Here is a 25,908-nt window from a genome sequence, read left to right as displayed (position 1 = left end):
AGAATATGAAAAAGTATTTAAAACATAGTTTGTTTCTGGTAGCTGTTGGCGCTTTTTATTGCTGCAGCAATGATGATTCAAAAGAAGACAATCCTGAAACGCAACCAGTAAAAGAAGCTTCACTTTCCTTAAAATTAGCCTCAGATTTTACAGTAAGCAGGTATAATGCGGTTACTGTAGATCCCGAAGTAGTGATTGAAAATGGCGATCCGGCTCTTGCAGAATATAAATGGACAGTAAAAGCAACTGGTACTAACGGAACTGTAAAAGATTCTGTTATTGGAGACACGAAGACATTACAGTTCATAGCGCCCAAATCAGCCAGTTATACTGTAGATCTAACCGTAACATTAGGTAAACTGACAAAACAGGTGTCTACAAAAGTTGCTGTTTCAGAAACAGGCAAAACCTATACTTCAAAAGTAATATCTGTTATCGATTATTTGCCTGCACCTAGTTATAGCAGTGATAATACTCCATTCACGACCAAAGCAGAAGTTATGGCACAAATTCAATCAGATCTTACAGAAGAAAATGGTATCTCATTAGGAACTTTTGGAGGATCAATTGTTACAGCTTTTGACCATACAGTAATAAATACGTATGGTAAACGCGATTTCAAGGTTTTAATGAATGAGAACAACGGTAGTTTAAAATTTTCTCCCGTAAGCATATATGTTGCCTACGATGCTAATAAAAACGGTATCGCAGACGAAAACGAATGGTACGAAATTGCGGGTAGTGAATACCATAAATCGACTACTGTCAAAAATTATGAAATGACATACAACAAGCCTGATCCGGCTAAAGCAGCTGTAACAGGCACAAAGGACTGGCAGTTTGATAAAGAATATCTTAAATGGACAGACAATAAAAACGCATCCGGTTTTATTACAAAAACAAAAAAATGGAGACGCTATAATTATTATCCACAATGGATGGGAGAATCTTATACAGTAAAAGGAACAAAAGTGTATTTACCGGTAAAAGATGTTAGCGATGGAGAAGGTACAGTGTTTAATGTAGGAGCTTTTGAGTGGGGTTACGGAGGCATCAAAGATCCGTCAATAGATATTAGCTGGGCTGTAGACAATAAGGGAAAGAAAGTTCATTTACCGGGAATCGATTTTATCAAAGTATTCGTTTCGACATTTGCGGAGGCTGGCGCTACAGATCTGGTAACAAGCTACTTTATACAGGCAGAAGATTTGAATTTTTCTAAAAGCAAATAAGCCTACTTTTTAAAATTAATTAAAGACGAATTATTAACCCTAAATTTTATAAATGATGAAAAAAGTACTTTATGTTTTGACAGTAGGTTTGTTTTTAGGCCTTTCATCCTGTAACAATGATGATGCTCCTTTAAATAACGAAAGCGCAAGTGCAGTAGCAACAAGCAAAAGTGGCGTAACAAGAAAAACGGTCACAGATCCGGCAATTGGAACCACATCAACACTTACTCTGACCAGTGCATTATTAGCAAGCGGAACCACTACAACTGGCGGTAAATACTGGGAGAATACCTATGTTTCCGGTACTAATCTTAATGTTGACATCTTTACATTTTCGCATACAGCAACTTCTGCAGGTTATAATTACTGGGATGGTTTTACGGTATCTAATGTAAATGATATTACCGATTATGGTTCAGGCGCAGCACCTGGCGGATCTGATGGCTGGGTAGCGCATCAGTGGGGAACAATGGCGGGAAGTGGCTTTGGAAGTTCTTCTTCTGTAACTCCGGGGACTCCGGGAACAGCAGGAGATCCTTATATTGTTGCCTATTGGTCAAGTTATTTAGATCCTAAAAATCCACAAGGAACTACTTTTAGCGAAAGCAGTTTTTCTAACTGGATTAAAATTGGAAACACTGGATTATACCAAGTTGAAGGATTAAAAATAAACATGCATCCATGGCCCTATTACGGTTGTTTGTACGGAGATGGATTTGCAAGGGCGTTTACTTCAGGTGATTCTTTCAAATTATTAATTTACGGCGTAACCGAAGACGGAACTATTACCAATCCCATTACTCATACATTAGCCAATCATACAGGATCTTCATTGGTAATGCCTACAGGCTGGGTAAATGTAAGCGCAACTAATCTTCAAAGTTTAGGAGAAGTACAATATCTTGTTTTTCAAATGTCTTCAACAGACTTTGATTTAGTTTATGGAATGAATACCGCAGCTTATTTTTGTCTGGATAAGTTATCAGTAAAACGAACAGAATAAAACATTAGAGTATACCAGATACAATAAGAGCCATTAAAAGATGGCTCTTATTTATTATAGTCTATTTTTTAATCGTCTTTTTTCTTCAAACAGCGTCCTCTTGGTTCATCGCCTTCATGTAGTACAATATCAGAATGCAGGAATTGGGCGGCATCTGCTGAATCTTTTACTTTGACAGCACTCCTTTCTAACATTTCTGTTTCAAATTCATTCAATACACTTTCTCTTAATCCCACTTTTTTCCAATGTGATAAAGATTTACATCCTTTAAATAGCAGCCGGGCCAATGTGAGCGCATCAAGAAGTGCCTGATTGGCTCCTTGTCCTTTAAAAGGGCTCATTGGGTGCGCTGCATCTCCAATTAGTGTTATTTGTCCGTTTTTTTCCAACAATTCAGAGCGAAGCAATTCACGGTCATATACGGGATAACCGGAAATCTGAGCTTCCGGTGTTGCTAATAAAATTTCAGGTATAGGACTGTGCCATTGTGTTCTGCGACAGGCTTCTTCTTTAAGAGCTTTAAGCCCCTGAGCGCTTAATGTCTTGGCCTCATCTTCGGTCATAGGAAAACTAAGCTGCCACATTATGGCATCAGACGTATATGGCATCATGTAGATGCGCTCATTGCCATTGGCAGTTTGAAATACGGTAGCGGAATCTAATAAAGAGCTATCAAGTCCTTTAAGAGCTTTCAAAGGACAAATACCCAATATTACAATACAGCCCAGATAACGCAAAGGCGTAACATCTTCACCAATCAATAGCTTCCGAACTGAGCTGCGAATACCATCCGCGCCAACTACAACATCAGCCTTGCAATTTTTGATCTCTCCGTTTACCTGAAAGCTCAGGGTAATACTTTCATCTTTACATTTGGTAAAATCTATTAATTGATGTCCCCAATTTACGGCACTTTCTCCGCCAAGTTGCTCCAGAAGTGCCAGACGTAAAGATTGTCGCGCAATATGTATATTCGAACGTTTCTGAAATGTTGTTGTATCAGACGGTATCCATTTTCTCACGCCCCATTCCCCAATTACGTTTCCTTCTGTAGTATGAACCAAATGTCGTGTTGAAATCACGCCTTCGTTTAAGGAGAAAATCCCAAATCCTTCGATTGCTTTACTGGCTTGCTGCAAAGTCAGTCCGTAACCCTGAGATCGGGAATCAAAATTGCTGTCGCGTTCGTAAAGCGTAAAAGGGATTCCGCGGTGCAAACAGGCCACTGCCAGAGCCACTCCGCCAATACCTGCGCCAATAATTGCAACGTGCGGGTAATTTTCTTTGTCCGGTAAAGCAGGATCAAGGGAAGGAAGTAATCCGGATCCCGAACAGTTCAAACAGGAGATTAAGTGGGCTTTAGGGCGAACCGGAGCTGTTTCTTCGCTATTTGCTTTTTCGAACTCATCCAGTGCGGTCTGATAACGGAGTCTTACTTTCTTGCTGAGCCGTTGGCTTTTTTTGCCGCGTCCCTGACATTCCGGACAAATAGTCCAGTTTGTTCCTTCATTTTTCATTTTTTTTACTCCTTCTTTTTTCACTTTATTCAGGCTATTCTCAATTGTTTTTAGACCAATAGATTTTACACTTCTTTACCTAATGTAGAAGCACGATATACAAGTTTAGCATCCAGTATTATCGTTTGGCTTGCTGATGTATTGTCTTTTATTTTTTCGATTAAAAGTGTTGCGGCACTTTCGCCCATTTGAGTCAAAGGCTGCTCGACACTGGTCAATTGAGGAAATACATTGACAGAGAATTCTGTTCCCGAGAAACTTGCAATGGCAATTTCTTCAGGAACTTTTATACCTTGTTCCTGTAAATAGTTCATCGCACCAATCGCTAAGGTATCAGTAAAAGCAAAAATACTGTCAAATTTCACGTTGTTGTCAATTAATTGTTTGGCGGCAATTCTTCCGGCTTCAAATCCTACGCCATTAGTCTTTATCATAAGTTGCGAATCGTAAAGATTATGCTTGGTTAAAATACGTTGATAACCACCTGCACGTTCTATCGCATTTCGAACAGTCGAAGGCCCCATTAAATGCACAATTTTGGTACGCCCACAACTAATAAGATGTTCGATCATCAAAGAGGCCTTAATATGATCGTCCACCAAAACTTTCGAAACATCAAGCGTATTTTGTGGGATTCTGTCAAAAAATACCAAGGGAGTTCCGCGATGTATTATTTCTTCATAGATACTCTGATTGTGGGTTTCGTGGCAAAGATTAATGATAATCCCGTCAACATTAAAACTTTCCAGCAACAGCAGATTTTCCCTTTCGCGTACAGGATCTTCGTCTGATTGCAGAATGATAACCTTATATCCCAAAGGATAAAGAATGTTGTGAACACCTTGCAGCACTTTAGATGAAAAAGGAGTTGTCATTTCCGGAACAACAAATCCTATGCTTTTCGTTTTGCCGTATTTGAGATTCAGAGCCGTTACATTGGGTTTGTATCCCAGTTTTTGAGCGGCTTCCAAAACCCTGTTTTTTGTATCAGAATGTATGTTTTTATCATTAAGCAATGCCCTCGATATAGTCGAAGTAGATAAGGAAAGATACTGTGCAAGATCTTTTATGGTGGTTCGTTTCATCATGCTTAATTTGTTCAAAAATAACAATAATCCGACACATAGTCCTGAAGCTTCGATGTAGATTTTATGTTTATAAAGAAAACTGTTTCTTTTCCTCGGATAATTTTGTAAGTTTTTATGAATTGAAACACCTTATTGTCAGTTCAGGAGTTGCTTTTTTCAGGTGATTAAATGAATTATAATTAAAACTAAAAAATACAATTTAATAACATGGGAACGTTCCCAATATATTGGGAACGTTCCCATAATGGTTTTTTTACGAAAACGATGTAAATAGTAGGTGAATGTCATAAGTTTGATAAAAATATCGACAAATTATTACCAAATAAATCAAAAAAATGAAAACTATAGAATATCAATATAATGCTAGAGCTATTAGTCAGGGTATAGTACATATCGGGGTTGGTAACTTTCACAGGGCGCATGAAGCATTTTATACCAATACGTTGTTAGCACATAAAGACCAAAGCGATTGGGGTATATGTGGAGTAAGCTTGCTGGCTGCGGATAAAAATACAGTAGAAAATTTAAAGTCACAGGATTTTGATTACACCGTAACGGTTTGCGGCAGGGACGGACAGGATGAGATTTATAAAATTGGTGCGTTACAGGAAATTATAGCAGGTTATGAAAATCCAAAAGCTGTAATTGATAAGATCGCTGAAAGTACGATCAAAATTATCTCACTTACTATTACAGAAGGCGGATACAATCTGGACAAGGAAACCGGTGATTTCAGGCTTGAGGATGGAAAAATCATGCACGATATTGAAAATCCTGAATCGCCTGCTACTGTTTTTGGGTTTATTGCTGAAGGGTTGCGTGCCCGCAAGGAAAAAGGAAATGGCGGCATCACGATTCTTTCCTGCGACAATCTTCAGCATAACGGTGATACGGCAAAAAAAGCATTTACAACTTTTATAAAAGCACAGGACGACGAACTTGCAGTCTGGGTAGCACAAAACGTTACTTTTCCTAACAGTATGGTTGATAGGATAACGCCTGCAACAACAACGGAGGATATTAAACGCCTTAACAAGAAAAGTGGAATTGATGACAAGGCGCCTGTTTATTGCGAAGATTTTATTCAATGGGTTATTGAGGATGATTTTATTGCAGGAAGACCAGCATGGGAAAGAGTAGGAGTTGAGTTTGTAAAAGACGTTGCCGTTTTCGAAAACATGAAACTAAGTCTTTTGAATGCATCACATACACTATTGTCGTATCCTGCATTTTTGGCGGGTTACCGTAAAGTTGATGTTGCGATGCACGACAATCTTTTTATCAGTCTGCTAAAGGATTTTATGAATATAGATATTACACCTTATGTACCTGCGCCTGAAGGGGTAGATCTTGAGTTGTATAAAAAGACACTCTTAGAGCGTTTTGCCAACCGCGCAGTAAGCGATCAGCTTAGCAGATTGTGTTATGACGGTATTTCGAAATTTCCGGTTTACATTATGCCTAATCTTGGCAAAATGATAAAAGAGGATAAAGACTTGTCACGTATGGCCTTTCTTATCGCTTCTTACAGGCATTATTTAAAATATAAAACAGATTCTGACGGATTGCAATACGATATCGCAGAACCGTGGCTGGATACTGTTGATAGTGATCTTATCGAAAGTGATATTCCTCAGGATTTTCTGAAGTTAGCCCCGTTTAAAAGTTTTGACCTTGGCAGTTCAGAGAAATTTACAGCATCTTATATGCATTTCGTTAATGCGATAAAACAAGACGGAATAGTAACTGTATTGACAACAATAGTAGCATAAGGGTCAAACTGTTAATACAACGAATATGAAACTAAAATCAGAATACAGAATATTACCTTACATCGTAGTTACTTTTATTTATTTTATTGTCGGTTTTCTGACTACCGTAAATGAGCAGCTTCAGGCACCTTTAAAGTTTACATTTTTATCTGAAGCGGGAGCATATAAAAATACGCTGACCACCTTGATTTCTTTTTTCTTTTTCCTGGGATATCTTATCAACGGTACCTTAGGGAGTAGGTGGGTCAATACCTTCGGATATAAAAAGACTATCATTAGAGGTATTTTCTTTATTATAGCCGGACTTCTAATGTATTTGTGTGCCGTAGAAATAGGATACAGGTTTCCTGATTTTCATTTCGCGGCAGGCGGAGCAGTAATTCCTTACGGATATATTGTCTTCTTGTTAGGTTCTTACTTAATGGGTACCTCCGCAGCAATCATACAAGTAGTGGTAAATCCTTATGTGGCTTCTTATGATTTACCCGGTACACAGCCCGTTCAGCGTCTGAGTATTACCACGGGAATTAATTCTATAGGAACTACCTCAGCACCATTTTTTGTGACACTGGTAATGTTTAGAGGAATTTCTATTGATAATATTGAAATCAAACAGTTAATTACACCTCTTGTACTGCTTATATTGTGCATTGCGGCAGTGGCAGTTTTGGTACGAAAACTTGACATTCCTGATATCGCGCATACCCGTGCGACAGTGGGAGAAAAACTGGAAAAGAGTATTTGGTCTTTCAGGCATTTTGCACTAGGAGTGATCGCTATTTTCTTTTATGTAGGTACAGAGGTAGCTATTGGCGCCAATATCAATTTATATGCGTTTGAACTTGAAGAGTTGGGAAATCCTGTTTCTTTCTTCGGGAAGACAGACATCATCATTGGCGGGATGGATCTTGGCATACATGCTTTGCTTTCTACGCTTTATTGGGGAGGTTTTCTTGTAGGGCGCGTAATATCCAGTTTTCTTAGCAGGGTTTCGGCCCGTCAGCAATTAATTACCACCACGATCATAGCAGCAGTTTTTGCTGTAATTGCGATGGTTTTCCAGAATATCTGGTTTTTGGTTGCGATAGGTTTACTGCATTCTTCTATGTGGAGCTGTATTTATTCGCTTTCTATAAAAGGATTAAAACAATATACCTCAAAGGCTTCGGGAGTTTTTATATCAGCAGTATTCGGTGGTGCAGTTTTTACATTGCTGCAGGGTGCGCTGGCAGATCTCTTTGGTTCGTGGCGCTGGACCTGGTGTCTGACCCTTGTATGCGAACTATTGATATTGCTGTACGCTTTAATAGGATCACAACCCAGAGAAAAAGATATGATATAAATAACCCGTTGCATGTAATTACCAAAATTACATTTAACACATAGAAACATAGGTTTTAAATCTGTAAAAAGAATGTAAAACGAAATATGTTTTTTTACACATAGCTAAGTTCTGTGCTTTTTAAAGAATTGAAACACCTTTTTGGAACATATAGAATCTGTGTCTCTATGTTTTAAAAAGAACTACAACTAACGGAATATTTTAAGTTCCGGCAGGGCCACAAAGCCAATGCCTTACTCTCAAGTATAAAAAATAGTAAAATGACAAATTCAAATAAGATAAAAGTAGCCTGTTTTGGCGAAGTATTATGGGATCTTTTTCCGGGAAAGGAAAAAAGTGCCGGCGGAGCGCCTTTTAACGTTGCGTACAACCTTTTTAAAATGGGAATTGATTCCCGAATGATCAGTAGCGTGGGAGATGATAATGCCGGGACAGAAATTATAAAAAAAATAGAAAACTGGAATATCCCGGTTGATAGCATTCAAATAAACAAAAATTATCCAACCAGTACTGTTGTGGCTACATTTGATGAGCACAAGGAAGCCCATTATGATATTGTAAGTAATGTAGCCTGGGATTTTATAGAAGTAGTGGCTCAAGATATAGAAACGATAAAACGCGAAGACGCTCTTGTTTTCGGTTCACTTGCAACAAGAAATCCGAAATCAAAAAACACACTGTTTACCTTACTTGAAAATAGCAGGTTTAATGTTTTTGATATTAATCTCCGAAAACCACATTATGATCTAGGTGTCATTAAGGATCTTTTACATAGATCGCACCTCGCCAAATTCAATAAAGCAGAATTATTATTGCTAATGGAATTTTTAGGAAAGCAATACGCTTCAGAAGAAGATATTGTCAGCTATCTGCAGGATGTTTTTGAACTGCCGGAAATTATCGTCTCAAAAGGAAGCAAGGGAGCGCTTTACGCCAACGATGGTGAGTTGTACCTGTATCCGGCTGTCGATATCATAGTGGCTGATACGGTAGGAAGCGGAGATGCCTTTTTAGCCGGTTTTTTGTCTAAAAGACTGGATAAAACAGCTTCTATAGATGATATTATGCAGCAGGCAGTAACTTTAGGAGCTTATATTACATCTAAAGAAGGAGCATGTCCTGAATATGAAATATCAGATTTTCAGCTTTTTGCAGAGACACGAAATAGTCATTCACAAAAAAAGGAAGTTGACAATGTTATTGTAAATCGTTAAATTTTTTAATTAGGTAAAAGCAGCTAAAGTATTAATTACCGGCTGCTTTTATTGTATTATAATGAAACTGTAATTGCGGTAAAAAAGTGACTGGCTAATTTAGGCTTGTTATTAGTTTTAAAGTGGAGTTTTCATTATTTTTGCACTTCTAAAAAATCCTCATGAATTCCCCTGTAAAAGCCATCCATCCAATTTATAATGTACAATTTGGATTAGTCTGTTTAAGTTCCTTACTTTTTTCTGCCAGTTTTAATATGCTGATTCCTGAACTTCCGGAATATTTAAGCAATATGGGAGGAGCAGAATACAAAGGACTGATTATTGCACTTTTTACATTAACAGCAGGGATTTCAAGACCTTTTAGCGGACGGTTGACTGATACTTTAGGAAGAGTACCCGTAATGGCAGTGGGTTCTATTGTTTGTTTTGTCTGCGGTATTTTATATCCGGTTTTAGGAACAGTTTCCGGATTTTTGTTCCTGAGATTGATTCACGGATTTTCTACAGGATTCAAACCTACGGCTACTGCGGCTTATGTTGCGGACATTGTGCCAAGAGAACGATGGGGAGAAGCTTTAGGTTTACACGGATTGTGTTTTTCTATAGGAATGGCGCTTGGACCTGCTATTGGAAGCTCGATAAAACTGTACTCTTCTATGAACATGCTTTTTTATGCTTCGTCTGTTTTTGCACTTCTTTCTATCGTTATTCTGATGAACATGAAGGAAACTCTAAAACACAAACAGCGTTTTAGCCTGCGCATTCTAAAAATTTCACGAAAAGATATTATTGCCCTCGAAGTACTTCCGGCGGCTATCGTAACTTTTTTGTCTTATATGGCTTATGGTGTGATTCTAACGTTGATTCCGGATTGGAGTCAGCATTTAGGAATTGCTAACAAAGGTTTGTTTTTCATGGTCTTCACAATCACTTCGGTAATGATTCGTTTTGGCGCCGGAAAAGCTTCTGACAAATATGGCCGGCTTAACCTGATCGGAATCGGACTCTTTTTATTGATTATATCGCTGGTAATTGTGGGATTTTCAACATCAATTGCCGGATTTTTGGCAGGAGCCGCATTGTACGGAGTTTCCACAGGAATTGTCTCTCCGGCCTTGAATGCGTGGACAGTCGATATGAGTTTTGCTGAACACCGCGGCAAAGCGATGGCAACGATGTATATTGCCCTGGAAGCTGGAATAGGTCTTGGGGCACTTTTTGCCGGATGGGTGTATCAGGATGTAATTGCAAAAATCCCAATGCTGATGTATACGAGTGCAGCAATGGTTTTCTTAGCCTTAGGATATGTTTGGATTCAGTTTCGAAAAAACAACAAAACCTCTGAAGCCATTTGATTTTAGAGGTTTTGTTTATGGGATGGATGCGTTATTAACCTTCAATCATTCATTTTGTCCTTATGATACTGTAGAAGCCATTTTTCCATTTTTTGAAGCAGTTGAACTTCTTTCGGCCTTCCCATTGGATCTTCAAGCCCATTTATTGTCCTGCTGAAATTAAATTTTTTGTCTTCGAAAACGCAGGTAAATTTGGGGAATTCATTATGCGAAACAGTCCAGTTGTCTTGTGATGTTTTTTTAATTTGAAATTTTTTCATTGTAGAAAATAGGAATCATTATCTCTTTTTATTCCTGCTATAAACTGTAATTTTTCAGGTTTATTATACTCAATTTTTATTTTGAGATAAATATAACATGAAATAAATAGGAGACACTTCCTCCGATACTATTGCACCATTGGCTTACTAAGTACAATTATTGAATTGTATAACACTAGAGAGTTCAGGAGGATTTTGTGAAGATATTATTATCGTTTTAGAAAAATTCTTACACAATAAAATAAAAAGGGTTAAAAGTTAACTTTCTTATTATTAGTGAATTAAAATTAATGAATCGTTTTCGTTAACATTTTTTTTATAAAAAAAACAATTAAAATTTTGGGACTAAGATTTTTAATATACCTTTGTTCTACCAAATTAGTAGAATTTAAAAATAAGTTAAATACCAAAGATTAAAGATTATCAAATAAAATATTTTGTTTTTGAAAAAGGAATAGCCATCTAGCCATTCGCGCCTTACAGGCTGCTACCTTCAAAAATTCTTCAATCCCTAATTTATACCCATTTTTAATGAAAGCAACCCTTGTTTTAGGGGTGACTCTGGTATGGACCAATTTAAAGAATAGTAACCTAAAATAAATGAAAATGAAAAAACGAATGCATAGCTGATAAAAAAGACCATTCCTGTTGCAGCAGAAATGGTGAAGCTTAAAGAAATTGTTCATCTCGATAAGGAAAGCGAGAGAGGAGTAAACCTAACTTCGACTGGCCTTATTTATTAAACTAAAATAAAGTAATGAAAACAAAATTAAATAGATATGCATTTTTATGCATTTTGTTGATTTCTATAGGGGTTAAAGCGCAGGAAACAAAAGCTTTAGTTCAGTCAAAACTCGATGGTACAGTAATCGATGCGGTTACAAAAGAGCCTGTTATAGGCGCTTCGATAAACATTAAAGGTACTACACACGGGGCAGTAACAGATTTTGATGGAAAATTTCATTTCCAAACAGGGCAAAAATTCCCTTACACTTTAATAGTAAGTTTTTTAGGATATAAAAAAACGGAAGTTGTAGTCAATTCAAATCCAATTACTATTAGTCTTACTGAAGAGCAAAATGCATTATCAGAAGTAGTAGTTACCGCACTAGGTATTACAAAAGAAAAGAAATCGTTAGGATATACAACTCAGGCGCTTAAAGGCAAGGAGTTGTCAGAAACAAAAGAAACGAATTTTTTAAATGGTCTTAGTGGTAAATTGGCCGGAGTACGTATCACCAATTCACAAGGAGATATGGGATCTTCACGTATCATTATTCGTGGAGAAACGTCTATATCAGGAAATAACCAACCATTATTTGTGGTTGACGGAGTTCCGGTAGACAACTCGCAATTAGGATCTGTTGGTGGAGCTACCCGTGATTTTAGAAATGCAATTGCCGATTTAAATCCGCAGGATATTGAAACCTTAACGGTACTTAAAGGACCAAATGCTGCTGCTCTTTACGGATCACGTGCAGCACATGGTGTTGTTCTGATTACTACAAAATCCGGAAAAAGTCAGCAAGGATTAGGCATAAGCTTCAGTTCAGGTATCACGGTTTCACAGGTTGCAACTTTACCTAGATTCCAAAATTCATTTGGACAGGGATCAAACGGAAGATTTAGCTATGTAGATGGTAAAGGTGGCGGAATTAATGATGGTGTTGACGAAAGTTGGGGACCTAAATTAGACGGACGCCTTATTCCTCAGTTCAATTCAAATGGGGTAGCAGTTCCTTTTGTGGCGCATCCTGATAATGTGAAGAACTTCTTTAATACAGGTCTTACTTATGATAACAGTATTTCGATCGCCAAATCAGATGATAAATCAGATTTTCGTTTAGGAGTAAACAATCAAAAACAATTAGGAACAGTACCTAATAGTGAAATAAACAAAACGAACTTTACGGTTAACACGAATTACCAAATAACCAAAGGTATAAAAGTAGGGGTTACGGCAAATTATATTGTTACGACTGCTCCAACTTTGCCAGGAGGACCATCAGGTAACCGTGCTGCTGGTGTAATGCTACAGTTTCTTTGGTTCGGACGTCAGGTTGATACGGATGCACTTAGAGATAACAGAGATGTTAACTGGAACAATAGCTATTACAGCAATCCATATTGGAATGCGTATTACAATACTACAAGCCAACAGCGTAACCGCTTTATAGGAGATATCCATTTAGAAGCAAAACTTGCAGACGGACTTCTTTTTAAATTCCGTACAGGAGTTGACTATTATAACGACCGCAGAAAATACGAGATTAAATATGGTACAAACGGAACTCCTTTTGGATCTTATGCTGAAGATGCGTACACTGTAGATGAAAGAAATACAGAAGGTATTTTTACGTATACCAAGAAAGTGAATGACGATTTTAGTATAGACGCTCTTGCAGGATTCAATGAACGTAACCACAGTGATGCCAACAATTATCAAAAAGCACCACGTTTGGCTGTACCTGATTTGTACACATTGACCAACTCCCGTGATCCGTTGACTTCATCTAACTATTTCTCAGAATTAAAAGTATATAGTGTATATGCTTCTGCACAAGTAGGGTATAAAAACTATGCGTTTTTGAATGTAACCGGACGTAATGACTGGTCATCGACATTGCCAAGCAGCAACCGTTCTTATTTCTATCCTTCTGTTAGTGGTAGTTTAGTATTATCTGATGCACTGAATTTAAAAAGCAGTACTTTAGATTTCTTAAAACTACGTGGTGGCTGGTCTGAAGTAGGTAACGATGCAGATCCATATCAATTGGCTACGGTTTATGATTTTCAAACGGCATTTGACGGAAATCCAATTCAGACTTCTTCTAAAAAGAAACTTAATGAGAACCTGAAACCTGAAACAACCCGTTCTACTGAAGTAGGTCTGGAATCTTCTTTCTGGAAAAACAGACTGCACCTTGATGTCGCTTACTATAACACTAATAGTTTTGACCAGATTCTGGAAATCAAAACAACTACTGCGAGCGGTTATAATTCGCAATTAATCAATGCCGGTAAAATAAACAACCACGGTATAGAGGTTCAATTGGACGGAACTCCTATTCAGACTCGTGATTTTAAATGGAACGTGGGTGTAAATTATTCAAGAAATATAAGCAAAGTTGATATTCTTGATTATGAAAAACAGATTCAAAACTACACAATTGCTTCTTCAGGAGGTGTTGATGTATTGGCATCTGTAGGACAAGCTTACGGAGCACTTTACGGTACAGCTTATTTGCGTGATACAAACGGAAATATAATAGTAGGAGCAAACGGATTGCCGCAAGCTGATCCAACAAAAAAAGTATTAGGACATTATACTCCAGACTTTTTAGGTGGTATTACGAACACATTGACTTATAAAAACCTTGAACTTTCGTTTCTTGTTGATGCCCGTGTAGGTGGAGAACTTTTTTCAGGAACCAACAGAACAGGTACTTATACTGGTGTATTAGATCAAACGATGCCGGGTCGTGATGCTGCTAATGGCGGGTTAAATTATTATGTAACTGGTACTACGAAAACTTTATTGAATGGCGGTACTGCTCCAAACGGAGCTGTGGTATATGATGACGGAATGATCTTTAACGGAGTACATGCTGACGGAACACCAAACAATCAGGTAATTAGTGCACAGGAATATTACAAAGCTTCATACAATATAAGTGAAGCTTATATTTACAGTTCAACTTTTGTAAAATTAAGAGAAATAAAACTGGCTTACAATTTCAATAAGTCATTTGCTAAGAAACTTGGTTTTCAGGCCGCAAGTGTTACTGCAGTAGGTCGTAATTTGTTTTTTATCTACAAAGATGTACCAAATATTGATCCTGAATCAGCTTTTAATACAGGAAACGGACAAGGATTGGAGAGTTTGGCTTTGCCAACAACAAGAAGCTTTAGTCTTAATGTTAATCTTAAATTTTAAAAACACGAAATCATGCTAAAAAAACTAGCTTATATAACGCTGTTTGCAGTATCATTGGTCTCTTGCAGCGACAGTCTGGATGAAATTAATAAAAATCCAAACGCAACAGAAACACCTTTAGCACCTTACCTGTTAACAGGATCATTAAAACAGGGCGCTGACATCTATTGGGGATCTGATAATAACTTTAACTCGTCTTTGCTATTTGTGCAGCATTGGGCTAAAATTCAATACACAGAACCGGACAGATACGATGTATCCAACACTTCATTCGTTTCGTTATGGAATACAGGATATGCAACTTTAATCACGGATTTGAACACGATTCTGAAATTTTCAGATCAACAGGCAAATTCAAACTATAAAGGAATTGCATTAACGTTGCGTTCATGGACATTCTTATTGTTGACAGATGCTTACGGAAGCATTCCTTATAAAGAAGCAGGTCAGAAAGTAACACCGGCATACAATACTCAAAAAGAAGTATACACAGGATTATTAGAAGATCTGAAACAAGCTCAATCGCTGTTGAATCCCGCAAATGGTGCAGTTACAGGAGATTTAGCTTATAAAGGAGACATTTCAAAATGGAAAAAACTGGTAAATTCGCTTCGTTTGCGTATTGCTTTGAGAATTTCTGATAAAGAACCTGCTTTAGCCAAGCAAGCTGCGATTGAAGCGACAAGCGACGCTGCGGGAGTATTAAGCAGTAATAATGATACTTTTAAGTTTACTTACATCAGTTCGCCTCAGCAAAATCCTGCTTCGGCCTGGTTTGAAACCCGTGACGATTTTCGTATTTCGAAAACACTGGTTGACAAGCTAAATGAATTAGCAGATCCGCGTTTGCCAGTTTATGCTCAGTTACCATCAGATGCTACTGTAGGCAAATATGTTGGAGGTGCTAATGGATTATCAAATAGTGATGCCAATAGCCAGGGTTTTGCTAAAACATCAAAACCCGGAAGTTACTTCCTGACTTCGACATCACCGGCAGTAATTGTTTCGTATTCTGAAACGTTGTTCAATCTTTCTGAAGCAGTAGCTCGTGGTTTTATCGCCGGAGATGCAGAGCAGCTTTATAAAGAGGCTATTACAGCATCGTTCAATCAATTTGGCATTACCAATGCGACAGCCATTTCTAGTTATCTTAATCAGGCATCTGTGAAATACGACGCAACTAATTATGCAAAATCTATTGGTACGCAAAAATGGATTGCATTCTTTGGACAAGGTCTCGATGCCTTTGTGGAATGGAGAAGACTTGATTATCCTGTATTGACTGCTGGTCCATCTACTGTTTTGAACGGGCAGATTCCTTCACGTTTCTTTTATCCGGGTACTGAGCAATCGTTGAACGGAACAAGTTATCAGACTGCAGTATCTGCACAGGGAAAAGACTTACTTACGACAAAACTATGGTTTGATGTAAAATAAACTGAATTCCAAAAAAGGATACTCCACTATATTATTAAATAAAAAAGCTAAATCGAAAGATTTAGCTTTTTTTATGACCTTGAATTAAATAGTAATTGATGTAATTAGAATGCCTGCACAAAGCTAATAGTTAAACGTGTGCCGTTTTCTTTTACATAATTCATGTTGTTAGACTGCCATTGCGATATAACGGTATAATAGTCTTTGTTGAATAAGTTTTCGACACCAAAACGAATCGTACTTTTTTCTCTGAAAGTATAACTGGAAGAAAGATTAAAAGCCGTGAAAGATTTGATTGGTCCTGTGCCATAAGTATAAGCTCCATTGACAGGTTCAAATCTATCCCTGCCTGTCGTGCTCGTCATTTGCAAAAATATTGACCAGGCTTCCAGAGGTCTGAAAATAGTATAAGCTGCTATTTTAGGTGGATTTATACGATCTCCGCCCAAATACACTTTTTTGTCTGCAAGTTCACGTTTTCCTTCAGTAAAAGAATAATTGGCGCCAATGTCAACTTTTGGATGAAGACGATATTTTGCTGACAGTTCAAAACCATAAATTTTTTCAGGCGATCTTGAAATCTGCGGATTACCATCAATATAAACATAAGAAGCACCAAGTTTAGAAGTACTGTAATAAAGAGCGCCTTCATAAGAAAGTTTATCGAAAGAGCCGGAGAATCCAAATTCATAATTATTAGCCGTTACCGCTTTGATTGAAGTATTACTAACGGTGTTTTCTTTCGCAGCACGTAAAACCAGACCCAAATCAGCTACACTGAAACTCTGAGAAAAACTAAAAAAAGGTTTAAATAAAGACCATTTTGTATAGCGAAGTCCGGCATTAAACATAAGCGCATTGAAATCTAATGCTCCGCCATTTACTGCAATACTGCCGCCTACATAAGTTCCGTTTACATAATTACGAATACCAATTGTAGTATAATCCGGGACATCAATATTTACATTTTCTAATCTTAAGCCTGTTTTTAATACTAAGTTTGGTCCAAACATGTTCTTCAGCTGAAAATACGGCGCCAGATTTGTCATACTCATTTCAGGAATTACCACCCTGTCATCCGTAAGATGCGTGTCTGTTATATCTGAAAGTATATCTAACCCATAAGTCAGGTTACCAGAAATAAGAGAACTGAACTCATATGGCGTATTTAGATTTAAACGAAAACCCAATTTCTTACTTTGTGTAGCAGGCTGTCCGTTATTTTCGAAAAAGTCACTATAATTAATTAATGTAAGGTAATCTTGAAAATAAAGAGTAGCATTGACATCCGTATTTCCGATAAAATTCTTTCCGATATAACTTAAACTTGCATTGTGATTATAAGGCGTTCCTTCAGGCTCTCCGGGTCTTTGTCCTTTAATCCCTGTAGTTGGTGAATCAAAATTACCGTAAATTCCGGCTTTTGCAATATAATCCGTGTGCTGAGTACTCTGGAAATAGTTGTACATTAATTCTACACGATTATTCGGGTTGATATCATAACCAATTTTAGCAAAAGCATTCCAGTTGCGAAGATCATTCATACCATATTCCGGAGAGAGCACACGGCCCTTGGCATCGCGATAAAGCCCGGTTTCTTCATAACGGCCGCTCACTACATAATCAAATTTCTTAACTTTTCCCGTAAAGAGTTGCGAAACGAAGAAACCAGCCGTTCCTTTAGGTTTAATAAGAGAGAAAGCACTTCCGATTTCCGTTGATCCGCTTATTGCCTTGTCCTGATTTGCTTTTTTAGTAATATAATTTATCAAACCGCCATCAGCACCATTTCCGTAAATAGCAGTTGCTCCCTTAATTACTTCTACACGATCTAATACAGTAGGATCCAGAGAACGCATGTCTTTAGCGCCATCCCTCAAAGGAGTAGATTGCGGAATACCGTCAATCATAACCAATACACGGCGACCACGTAAAGTCTGGCCCAGATTCTGGGTTCTATTAGTCGTAAAACCCAATCCGGGAACAGAGGCGCCTAAAATATCACTAAGATTAGAACTTATAATGAGTTGCTGCTGCAGTTGCTTTTTTGAAAGTATAGTGACAGAAGAAGGAACTTGATCTAAACTTTCTGCCTGCCTGGAAGCAGAAATAACAATTTCCTGCAATTCATTATCAGTCGATGTTTTATCCGGTAAGATAGTATCCTGATTTTTGATGTTTGTTGTTTTATTTTTTTTACTATTTGTGGTTGTTTTTGAAATTTGCTGTGCAGAAAGTGAACCAATTGTAAAGAGCACCAGAAGGAGAGTAGGAAATTTTAACATTATTATTTAGACTTAATTAAAATAATGCAAATATATAAAACGTCTTAAAATAACGGGCTTTTATGTTTTATTGTTTTTATCTAAAACAATTTTATTAGTAATAATAGTATTGATAATCAGTACGAAAAGGTCTCTTAAAGTATTAGATAAACAAGTAAAAATACCTGATTTACATCATATCCGGTAGTGTTGAGAAACATGTAAAGTGGTCTGATTTAGAAGTTATTAAGTAATAATTATATATAAGTACTTATTTTTCAGAGTTGTACTGTTAATTTTACTATATTTACCACCAATAAATAATTATTAAGATGCAAGAAGGTACAGTAAAATTCTTCAATGAAGAAAAAGGTTTTGGATTTATAACACCAAAGAATGGTGGAAGTGAAATTTTCGTTCATGTTTCAGGTTTGTCAGAAAACATTCGTGAGAATGACGAAGTACGTTATGACATCGCAGAAGGTAAAAAAGGACCAAACGCAGTAAACGTTGTAGTAGCTTAATCTACTAAGAAAAAGCACAAAAGAACACCTGTCAATAGCAGGTGTTTTTTTGTGCCAAAAAATTACTTAATTGTTGATGTATCTTTTTAGTACGGTTGTATAATATAAGCTAGTTCAGTCTTTCCGTACTGGTTATTCTTAAACAATGTTCAGCTCCAAGATAGAGCGGATCTCCGTGTTTCTCAGACCAAAAACCTTCCAGGACATCTTTAGTGAGACATCGGTAAACAGCAACTCCTTTAAAGGTTATATTATTTTCTCCCTTATAGCTAAAATTAAGGACCAAAATATTGTCTTTAAAGAAACCATGTCCCTTTTGTTGTTGAGAGTTATTAATAAGCCATTGAGCAATAATTCTGTTATTTTCATCCAGCGATAAATTCAAAATGCCTTCGTAAGTTATTTCAGGACTCTCATCCTGATTGCTTCCGGAAATCGAATAACTGCCAATCAAATCTTGTATCGTCATTTGCTAATCTTTATTTTTAAATGTTTTTAATAGGGTAGATGAGTATAAAAATAGTAAATCATTCAATGAAATAACTAATGCAAATCGGCTTTAGATTCTATTTTCGATGTATTAAATTATATATTTTCCCCATCGTATATAGGAGTAAGGTTCCTGAAAATAAACTAATAATTAGGTATAGAAAATAATCCTCAGTTGGATAATTTAAATTTTTCATCAAATAAATAGAACCCAGACAAAAAAAGAACGTTCCTATAAAAAATGCAACATACTTCATCAGAAAATCTTTTTTGGGTAAATAATATTCTTTTTCGGGATCTTCAGGATTGTAATATATCGGAGTCAATTCTCCAATTTCACAGATCGAATTGCTTTTTCCTTTTACATAATAGACTTTGACTCCATTTTGATCTTCGGCAGAAAATGTAAAAACAGGTATTTTTAAAGAAGGGGAATCGCTAATCCCTTTTTCAGTAGAAAAATATATTATTTTGGCCTCTCCAATCACTCCGTTTCTTTTTAGTTTTGATTGATTTCTATGAATAGAAAAAGAAACAATAATGGCTATTGCTCCCATTAAGATCATGAAGATATTCCAGAAATAGACTTCCATAATTTATTAATACGCTTTTAATTTTGGTAATGCATTTTGTTTTTTCCTAAAATGTATTTAGCCATCTGTTAATAAGCTCTAATTAGGTTGGTTTTACAACATAAACTTTCTTTTTTGAACGAATATAAGATATATTCTATTACAATTTTTTAGTTTTTTAAAATTAGAATTAATTCCTTCGGGAAAGATGTATTTTCTTCTAATATTGTGTTTTAAAGTGTTTAGAATCGTGATTTACAATGACAAACAGCATCTTCCCTGCAAAGCACAAAACGTAGGGAAAGTTGTGTTTGAATGTATAAAAGAGATCTCCACAATGAGTCTTCCTTTCAATAAAAAATTGACTTATGTACTTACAGTTTGTACTTTTGCATTTATGAATGATAATTTTATAAATGAATATTTTGGCATAGGGATCCAAAATGGTAAAACGCCTGAGAATTTGGGTGTTTTGTGGCGAACAGCTCAAAATTTAGGAGCTACTTTTATATTTACCATAGGCAATCGATATGCCAAACAAGCGTGTGATACTCATGATGCAGTAAAAGCAATACCTTATTTTCATTACGATACTTTTGAAGCGTTTTTCGAAAACTTACCCAAAGGAGCAAGATTGATAGGTGTTGAATTAGATGAAAAAGCATCAGATTTAGAAACCTTCGAACATCCAAGACGCTGTGTTTATTTATTGGGAGCAGAGGATCACGGCTTGTCCAGAAAAGTAATGGATAAATGCCATCATTTGATAAAATTTAAATCAGAGAAAAGCTTAAACGTTGCAGTGGCAGGAAGCATTATTATGTACGACAGAAACTTGCCTAAACCACGTTCTTAAAATATAATTCTACATAAAACTAAAAACTCCGATGCCTGACGACATCGGAGTTTTTTTATGAATTTTTCACTATGTTCTCTTACGAGTTTTACTTCCCGATGCAATAAGTAACATGGCTTGTTTTTAAAGGGATTAGAAGGGTAGAGGTGTACAAAAGATGTAGTTTTTTGATAAAGAAAGGAGTAATTGTTGATAGTAAAAAAAAATATTATTTACTTTTTTAAATTTCGTTTAAACTAAAATACGATTAAAAGCGGTAATTCCACTAAATTTACAATATGGCAAGAGACGTGTGTAAGTAGTTATTTTTTTTGTGAGGACAATTCATTTATTATAGAAATAATTCTTCCTCGATCAGCAATCGGAATCGAAACCTTTTGAGCTTCGACGTCATATGCATATAAATCTTCTATCTCATATTTTTTTGATTTATCAATAGTAGAATATGTACCCTTCAGAAGTAAATAGATTGTTGTTATTGGTTTATAAGCATCAACATTAATTCCTGTAATCCATACTGCATTTTTAGGAATATGTAAATCTTTTGCAAATAGATTAGCTTTGTCGATATTATAAGAACCATCCTGAAAATGAATAAGGCAGTAACTTATTATATTGTGTTGTGTAGATCCAGCATTTTGGCTTATAAATTTTACTTTATAGTTATTAGAGAAACCTCTTCTTTTATTAAATGAAATACCATTTGAATCGATGAAAATTACGGGGTCATCTATAGCAAAATTATTGATAGTTTCTTTCAAATTTTTGAATTTTATGAAGGATTTATTTAGAGTATCAAATTTCAAGTTTTGGTTTGCTAATGCTATTGAAAGGTTCTCAAATAATTTTTTGTTACTTGAATCAACTCCTTTTTTAATTCCTCTAGTTATATCATCATTCCTTTTAAATTGAATAGAGTCTATTAGATTTTGGTTATTTGAATTTAAATTTTGATTATTCCATTCTTGTGTAATTAATAAGAATAGCATAAAAATTAAAGTAAAAAATACTGTTTTACCTCTTTTTGTTAACTTATCCCATAATCTATTATATCTATTATCAGTAAATTGACCTTTAGTCGTAAGAAATGTTAAACAAATTGTAGTTATTCCAATTAAAAGGATAAAAACTAAATTTGGAATGGTTAATTTCATTGGAGTAGTTTATAATTGCGTACAACTTATTTATACTAGCCATATACTGGCTCTCATGACGGATCTAATTAGTTTTATAGTATTAATTTCGAATTTGTTGAAACTAATGTTGGAAATATCTACATTTTAAACAATTAACTCATCTGAGTTAGAATTTAAATTTTTTTTGTGCTTTTTCTAAATCATAATTTATCTGTAAACGCATAAAGAAATCTGCTTTTCCTCCAAAAACGGCTTCAAGTTTTAAAGCCATAGTAGGTGAGATTACCGCTCTACTATTTAAAATATTGGAAATTTCTGAATTCTTTGTACTTAACATTTCTGCGATTTTGCTTACGGAAAACTTTCGTCCTAAAACAAGTTCCATCTTTAAAATTTCTCCTGGATGAACATTCCTCATCTTTCTTTTCATTTCGCTAGTTTAAATAAGTAATTAATTTGGAAACGAAAGATTTAGCTACATAACTCATTTGACTTTATACTTTCGCTTAGCTTATATACCTTATACTATTCTTTTCCCCCATTCGTTACTACCTTTTAAGTGTTTTTTCAAGCTAAAATTCACATTGAATGATTTTAGTTTTTTATCAAAAGCAACTGAATTTTCGACGAAGTCATCAATGGTTATTTCCGATTTTACACATAAATCATTATCAATTATTCGATGCTTTAATGCTTCTTGAAAAATTTCATTCATTTTAAAATTAAAGTCACTTATTTTTATTTGTGCAGAGTCAGAATAAAATGATTTGACAAATCGAATTTCATTAATCATATCGAATAATTGCCCTATTATTTCTTTTGAAAGTGAATTCTCTTCTTTCGCCACTATAATACCCATGCAAATTTTTACAAAACATTTTATAAGTTTTGTGTTTAAATTTAAAAACCTGAATCCATAAAACATTTTGGACTCATATGGAGATGGAAATCTCACAAGTATAGGAAATGAGTGAAAATGTTCATTCAGCAAAGAGTTTAAATTAGTACAAGAATAACTATCAATTGTGTCTAAGCATATTACTGGAATCTCATTTATTTCTAATTTTAAAGGCTTATCATTTGGTCTTCTTTTTTGTACCTCCTGTACTAACGGAAACTTTTCTCCAAGTGGCGAAGTAATGAATTCAATAGTATCAATAAAATAATTACGTTTTATAAATGCTTTAGTTAAAGTACCTAAATTTATTAGTGAAACAGGTAAATTTTCGAAATAACTGACATTGTCGAAATTAATAACAGCATCTCCTCTCCACAAATCTAATTTACCCTCGTAATTTACATAGTCAATATACTCTGATTCAAGTAATTTGTAAAATTCATAACCAAATTCGTATGGAGCAAGTTTTATATATTCCTCTGTTGAAGGGTCACAATCCTGATACCTAATAGAGCCATTATCTGCAATAAATGTCAAAGGATACTTTGAATTAGCTAACAAGTTTTCAATAATAATTTCCTCCGTTAATTTGTAAAAAGTAAGTAATTTACTCAGTGATAATAATTTATCTTTTGGTCTTTTGATTAATATATCTTTTACTATATTATTTCGCAAATAATCACAAAAAGCAATCCAAATTGCATTGTCCCATTTTTCGATAGTTTCAATATTTGTTCTTGCTAAATCGATTTTCATTCCAGTTGGCTTGGGAATATTAACAATTAGCTGAGGACTAACGAAATTTTCAGACATAGAACGTCTGTAATATTTATTCCATTTGGTTTCATCTATAGTGTTTATTTTAATTTGTGGTGGTGTAATTTCTTGAATTAATATTCCGTCCATGAAAACGCTATAACTTCTCTCCGGAATTATATTTTTATCTTCATAAAAGGAGTATCTACTAAACGAAACCCAGTTCTCAGTCCACTTAACTCTTTTGTTCTTTTCAATTTTAGAATTATAATCTACAACTTTCGCTTCACTTATTGGCCATGAGTGTCCATCACTTATAATATCAACACTTTCAGATTTCGGTAAAAGGTATGTCAAACAACCGTCAAAAGTCTCTAATTTTAAATCTGATTTTAGATAAAATCTTTTTTCAACGAAGTATTCCTCAACAGTCACTTTATTTTGCGGAAATATTGCCTTTTCTATGGGAAATTTATAATCAATTTTGAATGAGTTTGTGTTAGATTGGCCTATAACATTTGGATTGTTTATCAATGACTCAACTCCTTTTTCATTAATAAAGATAGGATACTTTACAAATCCTGCAGTTTTTTTCAAATATTCTGTTATATTAAAATCTATTTTGCTACTAGTTCCTTTAATATCAGGTAATTTATTTTTAATTACAAAAACTTTGAAAGTGGTTCCGATATTAAATGTTTCGGTATTTCTATTTATTTTAAAATAATTTTCTTTTGAAGGGATAGTTACTTTTAAGTGATTTTGACTTTTGGTTGTATTTGGATCCTTAAATGTTTCAATTTCTATGTAGTCTGCAGTCATAAAACAACTCAAAACACCAATACCAAATCTTGAAATAGGATCCATTTTTAATCCTTCTTTTTGAAAATCACAACTACGATAATAACTTTTTCCAGCAACAGCTAAATAATTTCTTATTATATACTCGTCCATTCCAATTCCATTATCTGTTATCCGAACAATATAACAAGTTTCATCTTCAGTAACTTCTACTTTTATTTTCGGTACAAAGGATAAATCTTTTTTAAATAGTATTTCTGCTCTCATCTCAATTGCATCAATTGCATTTTGCAATAACTATCTCACAAAAACATACGGATTGCCACGATATATTTCATCTCCAAGAATGTCAAACATTCTGTTTCTATCAAACTCAAATTGAATAGCAACCGGTTCAAAACCTCTAGGAGCAATACGCCAATCAATATGTGATATATTTAATTTATGATAGCTATGGTTAATTCGATTTAAGATATCGGAACATTGTCTGAATTGTTCATCAACATACCTTTTTAAATCCAGAATACTCATGTAGACATTTTGATCATCAGTACTTCCGTCAACTTGAATAGATCTAGTCAATTGGTATTTTGGAAAAGTAACTGGCTGCAAAGCTCTATGCTTAGACCATTCTAGTTTTGAAAATTTATTTCTTGGCGCTACAAACTTCCATAGAATAAAAGGAGTTCTATCTTCTCCGAGATCCAAAAGATCAATCAATCTAACATATATAGTTAATGCCTTTACATTAACTATTTCTCTATGAATTGATGCATCTGTTGGATATGAAGTATAGTCATCAATTATATCAAAATCAAGCCAATGTCCTTCGCAAATTCGAGAAGCAAAATCAGCAATTCCCGAACTTATTGGCTCAAAATATTTTTTTATCCTTTTACCACTTCGAAAAGCATGAGTAAGTCTAACATACTCTTTCCAATCTTCTATTTCAATTTTACCAACTTCAATGTTTTTAATTCTACAAAATTCTCTTATTCTATTTTTTTCATCGTCCAAAAGATTTACAGTACTACTAACATCTTCATCATTACCTGTTAAAATATATGATTTTTCTTCCTCGCTCATAGCCATACCCCAATCGTGGCCATACAATGAAACACATAGCAGAAATAATTCTGTTGCATTCATATTCTCAATAATATCATCTCCAAGCATTTGATCTGCAACATAAAATAATCTTTTAAGATGATATTGTTCATCATGTGGTGTATATTCTGGAAATAAAAGATTAATCCTAGAAACTTCAATTGAAATTATTTTCCTAATCGCTTCCAAATGATTTATGTAATTGAATTCATAATCAGTTTTCGTATTTGCCTTAGTTATAAGCGCATTTATTATTTTACAATCAGGTAAGCCCTCAGGTTTATTTATTTTTTCCATTTAACTATTTCTAATATAACTTTAATTATTTGATTACTTAATTTTTTTAGA

Annotated in this window: 20 protein-coding genes; 10 read left to right on the top strand and 10 right to left on the bottom strand. The window is 35.1% G+C overall.

Translation table 11 applies throughout. From position 1 onward, the window contains the following. Positions 1-5 precede the first annotated feature (5 nt). Positions 6-1,232 (top strand): hypothetical protein, encoded by a 1,227-nt coding sequence (locus B0A67_RS01390; protein ID WP_084074521.1) that lies wholly within the window; start codon positions 6-8, stop codon positions 1,230-1,232. Between the two features lie 55 nt (positions 1,233-1,287). Further along, entirely contained in the window at positions 1,288-2,235 is a 948-nt protein-coding gene (locus tag B0A67_RS01385) for a DUF4465 domain-containing protein (RefSeq protein ID WP_072958502.1), read from the top strand. A 68-nt stretch (positions 2,236-2,303) separates the two neighbouring features. Here B0A67_RS01385 and B0A67_RS01380 read toward each other — a convergent pair whose 3' ends face one another. Then, positions 2,304-3,752 carry an FAD-dependent oxidoreductase gene (locus B0A67_RS01380; protein WP_072958710.1) on the bottom strand — a complete coding sequence of 483 codons (1,449 nt, stop codon included), beginning with the start codon at positions 3,750-3,752 and terminating at the stop codon, positions 2,304-2,306. Between the two features lie 65 nt (positions 3,753-3,817). Beyond that, complete coding sequence (locus B0A67_RS01375) at positions 3,818-4,840, bottom strand: LacI family DNA-binding transcriptional regulator (protein ID WP_242670902.1); 1,023 nt, start codon at positions 4,838-4,840, stop codon at positions 3,818-3,820. Between the two features lie 335 nt (positions 4,841-5,175). Here B0A67_RS01375 and B0A67_RS01370 point away from each other — a divergent pair, with 335 nt between their 5' ends. From B0A67_RS01370 to B0A67_RS01355, 4 genes are all read left to right on the top strand, one after another. Beyond that, on the top strand, positions 5,176-6,612 hold the full coding sequence (locus tag B0A67_RS01370; protein WP_072958509.1) for a mannitol dehydrogenase family protein: 1,437 nt from the start codon (positions 5,176-5,178) through the stop codon (positions 6,610-6,612). Between the two features lie 25 nt (positions 6,613-6,637). Next, on the top strand, positions 6,638-7,954 hold the full coding sequence (locus tag B0A67_RS01365) for an MFS transporter (RefSeq protein WP_072958511.1): 1,317 nt from the start codon (positions 6,638-6,640) through the stop codon (positions 7,952-7,954). 260 nt (positions 7,955-8,214) lie between these two features. Then, positions 8,215-9,168 (top strand): carbohydrate kinase family protein, encoded by a 954-nt coding sequence (locus B0A67_RS01360; protein WP_072958513.1) that lies wholly within the window; start codon positions 8,215-8,217, stop codon positions 9,166-9,168. A gap of 161 nt (positions 9,169-9,329) precedes the next feature. Next, positions 9,330-10,523: an MFS transporter gene (locus B0A67_RS01355; RefSeq protein ID WP_072958516.1), complete on the top strand. Its 1,194-nt coding sequence runs from the start codon at positions 9,330-9,332 to the stop codon at positions 10,521-10,523. Between the two features lie 41 nt (positions 10,524-10,564). Here B0A67_RS01355 and B0A67_RS01350 read toward each other — a convergent pair whose 3' ends face one another. Next, positions 10,565-10,783 (bottom strand): hypothetical protein, encoded by a 219-nt coding sequence (locus B0A67_RS01350; protein ID WP_072958518.1) that lies wholly within the window; start codon positions 10,781-10,783, stop codon positions 10,565-10,567. 757 nt (positions 10,784-11,540) lie between these two features. On the opposite strand from B0A67_RS01350, the gene B0A67_RS01345 reads away from it, so the two are divergent. After that, positions 11,541-14,720, top strand: a complete 3,180-nt coding sequence (locus B0A67_RS01345; RefSeq protein WP_072958521.1) for a SusC/RagA family TonB-linked outer membrane protein — start codon at positions 11,541-11,543, stop codon at positions 14,718-14,720. A gap of 12 nt (positions 14,721-14,732) precedes the next feature. Beyond that, positions 14,733-16,157: a SusD/RagB family nutrient-binding outer membrane lipoprotein gene (locus tag B0A67_RS01340; protein WP_072958524.1), complete on the top strand. Its 1,425-nt coding sequence runs from the start codon at positions 14,733-14,735 to the stop codon at positions 16,155-16,157. Between the two features lie 104 nt (positions 16,158-16,261). Here the strand turns inward: B0A67_RS01340 and B0A67_RS01335 are convergent, their stop codons facing one another. Then, positions 16,262-18,442, bottom strand: coding sequence for a TonB-dependent receptor (locus B0A67_RS01335; protein WP_072958527.1), 2,181 nt, complete (start codon positions 18,440-18,442; stop codon positions 16,262-16,264). A 311-nt stretch (positions 18,443-18,753) separates the two neighbouring features. Here B0A67_RS01335 and B0A67_RS01330 point away from each other — a divergent pair, with 311 nt between their 5' ends. After that, a complete protein-coding gene (locus tag B0A67_RS01330; protein ID WP_072958530.1) occupies positions 18,754-18,945 on the top strand; it encodes a cold-shock protein in 192 nt (63 codons plus the stop codon). Between the two features lie 109 nt (positions 18,946-19,054). Here the strand turns inward: B0A67_RS01330 and B0A67_RS01325 are convergent, their stop codons facing one another. Both B0A67_RS01325 and B0A67_RS01320 read right to left on the bottom strand, forming a co-directional pair. Then, entirely contained in the window at positions 19,055-19,414 is a 360-nt protein-coding gene (locus B0A67_RS01325) for a hypothetical protein (protein ID WP_072958534.1), read from the bottom strand. Between the two features lie 97 nt (positions 19,415-19,511). Next, positions 19,512-20,027: a DUF3592 domain-containing protein gene (locus B0A67_RS01320; protein WP_123887328.1), complete on the bottom strand. Its 516-nt coding sequence runs from the start codon at positions 20,025-20,027 to the stop codon at positions 19,512-19,514. 376 nt (positions 20,028-20,403) lie between these two features. On the opposite strand from B0A67_RS01320, the gene B0A67_RS01315 reads away from it, so the two are divergent. Then, positions 20,404-20,862, top strand: coding sequence for an RNA methyltransferase (locus B0A67_RS01315; RefSeq protein ID WP_072958713.1), 459 nt, complete (start codon positions 20,404-20,406; stop codon positions 20,860-20,862). A 302-nt stretch (positions 20,863-21,164) separates the two neighbouring features. Here the strand turns inward: B0A67_RS01315 and B0A67_RS01310 are convergent, their stop codons facing one another. The 4 genes from B0A67_RS01310 to B0A67_RS01295 all read right to left on the bottom strand — a co-directional run bounded on the left by B0A67_RS01310 (position 21,165) and on the right by B0A67_RS01295 (position 25,857). Then, positions 21,165-22,016: a hypothetical protein gene (locus B0A67_RS01310; RefSeq protein ID WP_072958539.1), complete on the bottom strand. Its 852-nt coding sequence runs from the start codon at positions 22,014-22,016 to the stop codon at positions 21,165-21,167. Positions 22,017-22,164: 148 nt separating this feature from the next. Next, a complete protein-coding gene (locus B0A67_RS01305; protein ID WP_072958542.1) occupies positions 22,165-22,428 on the bottom strand; it encodes a HigA family addiction module antitoxin in 264 nt (87 codons plus the stop codon). A gap of 90 nt (positions 22,429-22,518) precedes the next feature. Continuing rightward, complete coding sequence (locus B0A67_RS01300) at positions 22,519-24,747, bottom strand: ATP-binding protein (RefSeq protein ID WP_072958545.1); 2,229 nt, start codon at positions 24,745-24,747, stop codon at positions 22,519-22,521. 3 nt (positions 24,748-24,750) lie between these two features. Continuing rightward, the gene (locus B0A67_RS01295; protein WP_072958548.1) at positions 24,751-25,857 is read right to left on the bottom strand and encodes an HD domain-containing protein; all 1,107 of its coding nucleotides are present in this window, start codon (positions 25,855-25,857) and stop codon (positions 24,751-24,753) included. Between the last annotated feature and the right edge of the window lie 51 nt (positions 25,858-25,908).

The sequence above is a fragment of the Flavobacterium aquidurense genome, from assembly GCF_002217195.1.
In the GTDB taxonomy this organism is placed as follows: domain Bacteria; phylum Bacteroidota; class Bacteroidia; order Flavobacteriales; family Flavobacteriaceae; genus Flavobacterium; species Flavobacterium frigidimaris.
Note: the sequence above shows the minus strand (reverse complement) of the source record. Positions and strands in the feature narration are given on the sequence as shown.